We start from the raw sequence: 10456 nt of genomic DNA on the forward strand, positions 1-10456 counted from the left end.
GCCCGGCACCGGTCGGGCCGACCCCCCCGGGGGCCCCCGCGAGCGGGCGAGCGGGCCCCGGGGGCCCCGGGGGCGGCTCCGCTAGCGGGTGACCGGGCGGCGGGGGGCGGAGGGCCGGGCCGTTCTCATCGCGTTGTTGTAGACACGTCTCAGGTGCTTCGCCGCGGCGCACGGGGACGGACCGAGCGCGCACTGGCGGCAGTAGCGCCGGTGCTCGTCGTAGTCCTCGCGCGCCTGGTCGACGGAGGGGGCGGGTTGGTGCGGTGACTGCATGAGGGGCTCCTGACGGACAGGGCGGTGCCGCGCCGCGCCGCGATGCGCGGGCACGAGGTGCCGTGTGGGGAGTGTGAGAGAGGAGTGAACGTTGCCTGAGGCGTCCGATTTCGGATGATGATCTTGTTACTGGGGGTACGCCAACACGGCCGTCCATGACTGCCCTTAAGGGCTACAGCGATGCCCGCAAGGGCCCCACGCGCGCCGGGTCGGTCTGTTGGTGCAGTGTTCGTTCCCGAACTGCCCTGGTTCCGCCGCCGTGGGCGTACTCCGCCGGACGGGCCCCTAGCCTGGCCCTCGTGCTGTCGGCCGAGCGGCCTCGGTCGCCGCGTCGGCGCGTCCGGTCAGCATCCTCCCCAGCCGTCCCTGGAGCCCCACGTCATGGCTGCCCACCGTGTTCTTGTTCCCACCGGGTCCGCACGGCCGTCCCGGGGGGCGCGGCGCCCCAGGGAGGGCCGGGCAGCGCGCCCGGCGGCTCCCGAGGGGCTGCTCCCCACACCTCCCGACGACCGGGAGAAGTACTCCTACGTCGTACGCCGCACCTGGCTGCTCAGCCTCACGTCGTTCGTCGGGTTCGTGTGCGTCGCCTACAGCCAGGTCGACTCGGCCCGGCACGGTCCGTGGATCTGGCTGTTCACCCCGGTGCTGCTGCTGTCCGCGCTGGGCTTCCTGATATCGCTCAGACTGGACCTGTTCACGTCCGACTTCGACATCGAGGCCCACCGCGCGCTGGTGCGTTCCTGGTCGCCGCGCGAGTACCCGTCGGTCGACGTCTTCCTCCCGGTGTGCGGCGAGCCGATCGCGGTGCTGCACAACACCTGGACCCACCTCCAGCGGCTCGTCGAGACCTACCCCGGGCGGGTCGTCCCCATCGTCCTCGACGACTCCGACAGCCCGGACGTCGCCGCCATGGCGGACGACTTCGGCTTCCGCTACCTCGTGCGGCCCAACCGCGGCTGGTTCAAGAAGGCCGGCAACCTGCGGTACGGCTTCGAGCACTCCGACAGCGAGTTCATCCTCATCCTGGACGCCGACTTCGCCCCCCGGTCCGACCTCCTCGAGGAACTGCTGCCGTACATGGACGCCGACCCGAACGCCGGGATCGTGCAGTCCCCCCAGTACTTCCGCATCCTGGACCAGCAGAACTGGATCGAGCGCGGCGCCGGCGCCGTGCAGGAGCTGTTCTACCGGTCGGTCCAGGTCTCCCGGCAGCGCAGTGACGGCTCCATCTGCGTCGGCTCCTGCGCCGTCTACCGGCGCACCGCGCTCGCCGAGGTCGGCGGCACCAGCCTGATCGAGCATTCCGAGGACATGCACACCGGGTTCGACCTGCGGGCGCGCGGCTGGGACCTGCGGTACGTGCCCGTCGCGCTCGCCACCGGTCTGTGCCCGGACACCATCGGCGCCTACTTCAGCCAGCAGTACCGCTGGTGCATGGCCTCCATGAGCATGCTGGGCAGCCTGGAGAACTTCTGGCGGGTCAGGATGCGCTGGGCCAGCCGCCTGTGCTACGTCTCCGGGTTCGTCTACTACATCGAGTCGGCCCTGATGATCTTCACCGGCCCGCTGATCGTCTGTGTGCTGCTGCTGTTCTTCCCCCAGCAGATCAAGGCGACCGACATGTGGCTGCTGCTGCCCGGCATGGTCTACCTCGTCGTCGTCTACCCGCTGTGGCACCGCAACCCGTACCGCCTGGAGGCCTGGGCGACCCGGGTGCTGTACAGCTGGGCGCACGTCTTCGCCGTCTGGGACGTGCTGCGCCGCCGCGCCATGGGCTGGCAGCCGACCGGGGCCGCCGGGGCGCGCAGGAACAACGTGCGGCGCCTGTGGATCGGGATCTGGGGCTGGACCGTACCCGTCACCGCGCTCTGGATCGGCGCCGCCGTGTGGCGGATGGACACGATGGTGCCGGAGGACTTCGCCCTGCCGCTCGGCTCCGGCCTCTTCTACGCGGCGGCCGTGATCCGCCTGATCGTCCTGCCCCGCCCCGAGGAACCCACCACGCTCCCCGACGAGGAACCCGCCACGGGCGGCGCCGGACTCGCCGTCGCCGCCGGCGGGGGTGTCGCGTGACCGCCGTCGGGCGCAGGAGCGCGCTGCTGTGGGCGGTCGCCGCCGCGGCCTCGGCCACGGCGGGCTGCGCCCCGAGCCTTACGGCGCCGATCGGCGCGGGCGGGCAGGGACCCACGGTCCGCACCGCGCCGTACGTACCGTTCGACGTCACCTGGCTGATCCGGCCCAAGCACGGCCGCAAGTACCTCGGCGCCGCCTTCGGCGGCCGGGACGCGGCACCGGGCGCCCTCGACGCCTGGACCGGCCGGGCCGGCAAGGCGGCCACCCTGTGCGCCCGCCGGTTCGCCTGGGGCGACGACTTCCCGGCCGAGGACATCACGGCGGTGTGGCAGCGCAGGACGCTGCCGTACCTGCTCTGGGAGCCCTGGAAGTCGACGCTGCGCGACATCGCCGGGGGCCGGGACGACGCCTACATCCGGCGCACCGCGGAGCACGTCCGCGACCTCAACGTGCCGGTCGCCATCGCGTTCGCCCCGCAGATGAACGGCGACTGGTACCCGTGGGGCACCCGTGAGGCCAAGCCCGAGGAGTTCGTCGGCGCGTGGCGGCACCTGCACGACCTGTTCCAGGACACGGGGGTGTCCAACGTCGTCTGGGTGTGGAGTCCCACGGTGGTCGGCCCCCTGCCGCCGGCGCGGCTGCGGCCGTACTACCCGGGGGACGCGTACGCGGACTGGCTGGGCCTGGTCGGCTACTACACCCGGACCGGTCCGCACACGTTCGACTCGCTCTTCGCCCCCACCATCGAGAAGCTCAGGACCTTCACCCGCAATCCGGTGCTCGTCGCCGAGACCGCCGCGGAGCCCGGTGCCCGCAAGCCCGCGGACATCGCGGACCTGATGCACGCGGTGACCACCCGCAAGGACGTGGTCGGCCTGGTCTGGTACGACGCGCGGGGCGACACGGACGACAAGGGCACCGGGAACGACCAGGGCGGCAAGGACGGCAAGGGTGACAAGGGCGACAAGGGTACGGACTGGCGGATCGACAGCAGCCCCGAGGCGCTGGCGGCCTTCCGCCGCGGCGCCGCCGACCCCCTCTTCGGCTTCGATGTGAGGCACCCGTGACGACCGCAGAGGACCCGGTGATCGCCCCCCGCGGCCGTACCGCCGAGCAACACGCCGGGCCGTTCGACCCCGAGTCGACCCTGAGGCTGCGGGTGCTGCCCGCCCGGGGCCGCCACCGGCCCGCGCCCGGGTACACCATCGACGAGATCACCCGGGCCGACTGGGTGCTCGGGCCGGTCCCCGACCGGGGCTGGTCCGCCCGCCCGCACGCCCGCCGGACCCTGGTCAGCCGCGCCATGCTGGTGTGTCTGCTGCTGGTCCAGACGGTCCTGTCGCTGCGCCTGCACAACACGGCGTTCGAGGACGAGGCGCTGTACGTCTACGCCGGGCACGCCATGATCGACCACCTGTTCCACGGCGTCCCCGACTACGGCGGCTTCAGCACCTACTTCTCCGGCTCGCCCGTCCTCTACCCGGTGCTCGCCGCCTGGGTGGACACCGTCGGGGGACTGACCGCGGTACGGCTGATGAGCCTCGCCTTCATGCTGGGCGCCACCGGTCTGCTCTACTCCCTCACCCGCATGCTCTTCAACGAGCGGGCGGCGCTGTGCGCGGCGGGCGTCTTCGCCGTCTGCCAGTCGACGCTGTTCCTGGGCTACTTCGCGACGTACGACGCGCTGGCGATCCTGCTGCTCGCGCTGACCGCCTGGCTCCTCGTCCGGACCGCCCCGGGCCACTGGGCGCTGTCGCTGGCCGCGGCACCGGTGGCGTTCCTCGCGGTGGGGGTGAAGTACGCCTCGGCGCTGTACCTGCCGACCCTCGCGGCCCTGCTGGTCCTGGTCGCCCACCGGTACCTGGGCCGGCGTCAGGCGCTGCGGCGCGGCGCGGCCTTCACGGCCGGCGTGACGGTCCTGCTCGGCATCGGCGTGGCCACCACCGACTACCTCCAGGCGATCCAGAGCACCACGACCGACCGCGCGCACGGCACCACCTCGATCGCGTCCATGGCCTGGGACTGCTTCCGGTGGGGCGGCCTGATCTTCGTCCTGGCCTGCCTCGGCTCCACGCTGTACGCGCGCCGCGACCGGCTCGGCGAGGTGCCGGGCGGATCCCGGACGGGCCCGGGCACCGGCTGGCGCCTGGCCCTGGGAGCCGTGCTGACCGGCAGCGCGCTGCTCGCCCCGGCGTACCAGATCCACCTCCAGACCAGCGTCTCGCTGCACAAGCACATCGGGTACGGGCTGTTGTTCGCCGCCCCGATGGCGGGCGTGGGCATCAGCCGTCTGATGGGGGCGCACTTCAGGTTCCCGCAGGCGGCCATCGCCGTCGGGGTGCTGGCGCTGACCTTCGGCATGTCGCAGTCGGCCCAGAACTACGGCATCTGGCCCAGCACCAGCTATCTGATGCCCGAACTGGCGAAGAACGTCCGGATGGGGCAGAAGTGGCTGGGACAGCCGCACGAGGCGCCCGTGTACTACCTCAGCCGCGAGGGCCTCACCGACTACACGTACTGGACCTCGATCTACTACATCGACTACACCGGCCGCGGCGGCCACCTCATGGGCCCGGAGGGCTACCGGGCCGCGATCGACGACGGCTACTTCGACGGCGTCGTGCTGGACTGGTCCGACCAGCCGGGGGACGTACAGGCCCTGATCCGCGCCGAGATGCGCACCAGCGGCCGGTACCGGCTGGCCAGCGCGCTGACGTACCGCACCTCCGTGGGCACGGGCCACTTCGAGATCTGGCTCCGCCAGCCCGCCGCGCACAAGCGCTGACCGGCGGCCCGTCACCGGGCCCGTGGCGGCCATGCCCGTCCGGGCCCGTCGCAGCCGTGTCCGTCCGGGCGTGATCCCTGTCCGGACGGGCACAGTGACCTCGCCGGGCGGTTCGCGGCCGCGTCCGGTGTCCGTACCATCGGCCCCGACGCCACGCCGGACGCCGGAGGCCGGGAATTCCGGCAGGGACGAGCGGGACCCCAGCACGACGACGGAGACGCCGCGCATGAATCGCAGTCAGCCGACCGGACCGGCCGAGGTCCGGTCCGCATCCCCCACTGCCGCGCCCGGCGCCCCGGCGGCCCGTCTCCACCACCGGCCGCTCGCCCGGCGCACCCGTGCCGACCACGCCCTTGCCCATGGCGGTACCGCGCCGTGGCGGAGAGGGATGTGATCTCCGGCGGCAGGGAGGGCTCCGGTCCGGCCGGCCGGAAGCGGCCGTGGCTGTCGCCGAGGGCCCGGTCCGCGCCTGACGCCGGGCATCCCGCGGCGCCGGTGGCCGAGCTCGTGGTACGACGTGTCGGCAGCGCCTGGCTGGTGCACCCGGCCACCGGCCCCGACCGGCGGTCCCTGCTGTTCGCCGCCGGCCTCGCGGCCGACCCCGAGTACACGGTCGTCGTGGCCGACCTCCCGCCGGAGACCGCGCTGGAGGCGGTGGAGGAGGCCGTGGCACGCGCCGTGCCCGCCGGTCCGCGCGGCCTGCGGCTGGTGTTCGGCAGGCCCCCGTCCCGGGGTCCCGCCGCCGCGGGACGCTGGCTGGCCGGACGTCTGGGGCAGGACGTGGTCGTCCCGGACGGCGTGCTGCTCCCGTCCGCCGGGGGCGCCCTGTTCATCGGGGCGGACCGGGGCCGCGGCTGGGTGCTCTGCACCCCCGAGGGCCATGAACGCTACCTCTCCCGGCGCTTCCCCCGGCCCGCGTGGGACGAGGCCCTGCCGGACCGGCCCTGGCCGGTCGGGGCGGACGCGGTGGCCGAGCCGGTGAGCGCCGGGGTGTGGCTCCGTCCGGCCGCCGAGGACACCGTCCAGCACCGGTACCGCCGCTATCTGGCCGCCCGCCTGCGCGGCCGGAGCGACGCGGCCACCGTGGTGATCGGCACGCCCGACGCGGCGGAACTGACACCCGAGGAGGTCGCACGCTTCTGGCACAGCCTCCCGGAGGACGCCCGCGCCACGCCGCGCGTCGTGCTGTCCGGGCGGATGCGGACGCCCGGCGGCCGTCCCTTCGGCGAGACCCTCGCCGCCCTGACCGGCGAGCCGGTGCACGTGTACAACGGCTTTCCCACCAGCGACCCGGTCGTCGGGCGCGCGCCACGGGACGAGGTCGTGCTGCCGGGCCGGGACGGCACGCCGGGACGCCCGGTCTTCGCCCGTGAGTACCTGTACCTGCCCCCGGACCCGCACGGACCGGCGGACCCGCCGCTCGCGGTCGACCACAGCTGGCCCCTCGACCACCTGCCGATGCTCCGCCGCGGCCTGTACCGCGGCGGGCCGGGCATGGTGCTGGAGGTGCTGCCCTGGGGCCTGTGGATACGGCCCTCCGCCGAGCCGGCGTCCGCCGCGGCGGTGCGCGCCGCTCCCGCCGACCCCCATCACGAACTGATCCTGTGCGACGACAGCGTGCCCGAGGTGCTGCCCCGGTCGCAGCGGCTGGCCGAGGACGTCGTCCGGCGGCTGTCGGCGCAGACCGGTCTGCTGGTGCGCGTGCTGACCGCCGGCCGGCCGTGGGGCGCGCTGCCCGCCGAACCCGAGCCGCCCGCCCCGGCCACCCCGGCGCTCCCCTCCATCGCCCCGATCCGTCCCCCGTCCGCCGACGACGGGGCGCGGCCCGAGGAGACGGCGGAGGAGCAGGAGAGGGAACAGGAGCCGGAGACGGAGCAGGAGGCTCCGGGTGAGCTGCCCGGCGAGGTGCCGGACGGGCCGTCCGGCGGAGGTGGTTCCCCCCGGGACACCGCCGTCGTAGCCCTCGCGCTCCAACGTGAACCCGACCTGGGCAGAAACCATTCTCCCGAGGTCGTCCTGGCCGGACTCGTCGCCGCCCGGCTCCAGTTGACCGTGCACGGACAGCGCACCGACCGGGGGCACGGGCACCCGGCCGGCGAGGTGCCGCCGCCGACCGCGTCGGCCCTGGAGGGACTCGCCCTGCTGCCCGCGCACCACGGGGTGGTCGCGCTGCGCACCGACCTCACCGAGGACGAGACGCACTGGTACGGCGCACACCGTCAGGTCGTCGAACCCGGCGTGTGCTCGGCGTCCCTCACCGGCAACCCCGGCCGGGCGGGCAACACCGACATCCTCATCCGCTCGGTCACCGGCCGCCGTACGGCCCTGCTGGAACCGGAGCTGCCGGACCGGGTGCTGTTCCCGCCGGGGACGCGGTTCGAGGTCCTGGACGTCCGGGTGCGGCAGGGCGAGCGGACGGTCGTGCTGATGCGCGAGCTGCCGGCCGGGTCCCCGGCGGACGGCACCGGCCGCACGGCCGTGCGGGACCTCGAGAAGGCCCTGCGCCTCTGGCGCGCGGACGAGACGGGCGGTCTCGTGCGCTACGGCATCCCGGACCCGTTCGCCCGCCCGCCCGGCCTGGGCAGTCCGGCCCCCGCGCCGGACGGAACCGGCGCCGGGGACCGCCCGGACGCGCTCAGTGAGCGGTGCCGCTGACCCACAGGGTCGTACCGTCCTGCTGGATCACCACGTTGCCGTCGTCCTGGAGCACCAGTTCGGCGCCGTCGTGCCCGGCGGTCCCGGACGACCAGGCCGTCTGGTCGTCACGGGTGTAGACGACGAGGTGGCCGTCGGCCTGGAAGACCGTCTTGTAGCCGCGGCCCTCGGTGTGGGACGACCAGCGGATCGTGCCGTTCTCGTCGGTGATGACGAGGTTGCCGTCGTCCTGCATGGTCAGGCGGGCCCGGTCCGATGTGATCGAGGTGCCGGGCTCCAGCACCCGGGTGGCCTGGACGACCAGTCCGCCCTCGGACGGCGCCGCGGTCTGAGTCGTGGCGGCCTGGGTCGTGGCGGCCTGCGTCGTGGCCCTCTGCGTGGTGGCGGCCTGAGTCGTGGCGCTTTGCGTGGTGGCGGTCTGCGCCGTGGCGGTCTGCGCGGCGGGGGCGGACGGGGTCTGGGCGGCCGTCGCCGTCCGCTGGGAACCGGGTGCCGCCTGGGTGGCGGACGCGCCCCGCGCCGTGGGCGAGCTCTGCGTCGCCGACGTGGTGTGGGCGGCCGGTGTGCCCTGACCGCCCAGGCGCACGGCCGTGACGGTCCGGGACGACCCCGTGTACGTGGAGGCGGGCGAGGAGGGAGAGGTCCCGGTGTGGCCGGACGCCGACGACGCGGTCCCGGTGCGCGCCGCGGCGGCGCTGCCGCTCCCCGTGGTGGTGCGCGCGATCTGCACCGGCTTCGACGTGGTCGCCCGGTGCTCCTCGCCGCCGGCCACGGGGTGGCTCTCCCGGTGCGGCGCGCCGTCGGCGAGGACGGTGGTCGGGGCGTGCGGCTCCGTACTCGGCGTGGGCGAGATCCGGGGGTGCGGGGCGCGTATGCCGGGACCCTGGTAGGGCTTGCTGGGGGACACACGGATGCCGGAGACCGACGGGGCCGGAGTGGAGTCGGCGGAGGAGGACGGCGAGGACGAAGGAGACGAAGGAGAGGAGGACGAGTGCGAGGAGGGGGCCGAGGTGGTGGACGAGGGGGACGGCAGGGCGCGCGAGGTGGTGGTCTCGGGTCCGGGGTGGGTCGGGACGTCGATGGTGAAGTTCTGTCCGCCGCCCTGGGGCGAGGGGGTCTTCTGACCGGAGGACTCGAAGTCGGTCTCGTTGTCGCCGTCGTTGTTCAGCGCCAGCGGCAGCGCGACCAGCACCGCCCCGGCGACCGCCGCCGCCGCCAGCAGCGGTCGCTGGCTGGGCTTGGCGTTGCCGGCCGGCGCGGCGCCCTCCGCCGTACCGCCCTCCGCGCCGGACCCACGGCCGGCGGACCGGCGCCGCTCGCCCGGTTCCGGCCGGTCGCCGGACCGGGGTCCGTCCGCCGGGCGGTGCGCCCCGTTGTCGCGGAGTCCGGTGGCCGCCGTCCCGCCACGAACCGTGCGCACGGCCGTCCGCTCGGCCGTCCTCTCGGCCGTCCGCTCGGCCGTTGCCACGGCAGCGCTCGCGGGCTCCTCGGTGCCGGGCCCGGCGGGGGCGGCGGCGGGCGGTGCGGACAGGACCGCGGCCCGCCGCATCCTCAACTGCTCACCGCCTTCCGGCTGTGCTCCGCGCCTCGGCGTCCTGCGCTCTGCGGACATGTTCGTCTCCTCTGCTTCGGGGTGGGTGCGTCCGGCACGGCGGGGCCGGTCTGCGTGGTCAGGCGCGGTCGCCGTCGAGGGGCCGCTCGGCCAGCTGTCCGGCGAGCCGGGGCGGCCACGACGCGGCGGCGCCGGCGCCCGGGGCCCGGTCGACCGCCTGGGTGAGCGCGGCCAGGGCGCCCCGGTCCTGGGCCTCGTGCCGGCCGGCCCGGGCGGCGGGGTCGCCCTCGGCCACCTCGCGCAGCAGGACCGACATGGCGCCGGGCCGCCCGTGCGTGCCGAGGACCCTGAAGCGCGTCCCGGGGGCGAAGACGACCTCCTCGCCGTGTACGTTCGCGGGAGTCGAGGCGAACAGGCCGCGCGCGCGCCGCCCGGTGAGCGACCAGATGAGGTACCGGTCGGCCGCCGACGCCGGGGCCCCGTCCAGTGCGAGCGTGCCGACCGGCCCGGCCTCGCACAGTTCGCTCCCGGGCGCCGGTGTCCGCGCCTCCTCCGGGAGGACTCCCGCGTCGCGGACGACGACCCCCCGGTACGACGGGAGCCGTCTGAGACCGGACGCCAGACAGGACAGGTACGGCAGTGCGTCGTCCGCCCCCACCGCCAGGTGCCGCTCCAGCCAGGTCCAGCTCAGCGGGCCGTCGTCGAGGGTGAGGAACGAGCGCACCGCGATCAGGTCCGCGTGCGCCTCCTCGTCCTGGCTGTGCGCGCGCAGCCCCGGCACCACCATCAACGTCCTTGCGAGCGCGGCCTGTTGCTGCCACCACTGCTCACCGGCGAGGGCCTGGACCGCCTGGCGGTCGGCGGTGGTGCTGCGGTGCAGCGGGGTGATGCGGACGGGGCGGACGGCCCGGCGCGCCGGGGCGGCGGGCGGCTGGGGAGCGGCGGTCCGGGCGGGGCCGGGCACCGGCGCGGGCGACGGCGCCGGTGACGGTGAGGGCGAAGGCGGGGGTGCGGACGACGGCGGTGGCGCCACGGGCGACACCGGGATCACGGGGAATATCGGGGGCAGCAGAGGCCCCGGACCGGCGGCCGGACTCCGCGCGGGGGTGGGCGTGGGG

General features: G+C 74.9%; 7 protein-coding genes. 4 read left to right on the top strand and 3 right to left on the bottom strand.

The features are described from left to right. Positions 1 to 81: 81 nt before the first annotated feature. Positions 82 to 273, bottom strand: coding sequence for a hypothetical protein (locus tag IF37_RS0136735; RefSeq protein WP_030753442.1), 192 nt, complete (start codon positions 271 to 273; stop codon positions 82 to 84). A gap of 381 nt (positions 274 to 654) precedes the next feature. Between IF37_RS0136735 and IF37_RS0136740 the strand changes: the two genes are divergently transcribed. The 4 genes from IF37_RS0136740 to IF37_RS0136755 all read left to right on the top strand — a co-directional run bounded on the left by IF37_RS0136740 (position 655) and on the right by IF37_RS0136755 (position 7786). After that, entirely contained in the window at positions 655 to 2346 is a 1692-nt protein-coding gene (locus tag IF37_RS0136740; protein ID WP_079166061.1) for a glycosyltransferase family 2 protein, read from the top strand. Beyond that, positions 2343 to 3413 (top strand): glycoside hydrolase family 26 protein, encoded by a 1071-nt coding sequence (locus IF37_RS0136745; RefSeq protein WP_030753446.1) that lies wholly within the window; start codon positions 2343 to 2345, stop codon positions 3411 to 3413. The genes IF37_RS0136740 and IF37_RS0136745 overlap by 4 nt, the downstream gene beginning before the upstream one ends. Then, positions 3410 to 5131, top strand: coding sequence for a glycosyltransferase family 39 protein (locus IF37_RS0136750; RefSeq protein ID WP_052845576.1), 1722 nt, complete (start codon positions 3410 to 3412; stop codon positions 5129 to 5131). The genes IF37_RS0136745 and IF37_RS0136750 overlap by 4 nt, the downstream gene beginning before the upstream one ends. A gap of 495 nt (positions 5132 to 5626) precedes the next feature. After that, positions 5627 to 7786 carry a hypothetical protein gene (locus tag IF37_RS0136755; protein ID WP_158727451.1) on the top strand — a complete coding sequence of 720 codons (2160 nt, stop codon included), beginning with the start codon at positions 5627 to 5629 and terminating at the stop codon, positions 7784 to 7786. Here the strand turns inward: IF37_RS0136755 and IF37_RS41100 are convergent. Both IF37_RS41100 and IF37_RS44725 read right to left on the bottom strand, forming a co-directional pair. Beyond that, on the bottom strand, positions 7767 to 9398 hold the full coding sequence (locus IF37_RS41100; protein WP_158727452.1) for a hypothetical protein: 1632 nt from the start codon (positions 9396 to 9398) through the stop codon (positions 7767 to 7769). The genes IF37_RS0136755 and IF37_RS41100 overlap by 20 nt on opposite strands. A 58-nt stretch (positions 9399 to 9456) precedes the next feature. Then, the gene (locus IF37_RS44725) at positions 9457 to 10302 is read right to left on the bottom strand and encodes a hypothetical protein (protein WP_030753454.1); all 846 of its coding nucleotides are present in this window, start codon (positions 10300 to 10302) and stop codon (positions 9457 to 9459) included. Between the last annotated feature and the right edge of the window lie 154 nt (positions 10303 to 10456).

Origin of the sequence: Streptomyces sp. NRRL S-31, assembly GCF_000718775.1 — a bacterium.
Taxonomy (GTDB): Bacteria; Actinomycetota; Actinomycetes; order Streptomycetales; family Streptomycetaceae; genus Streptomyces.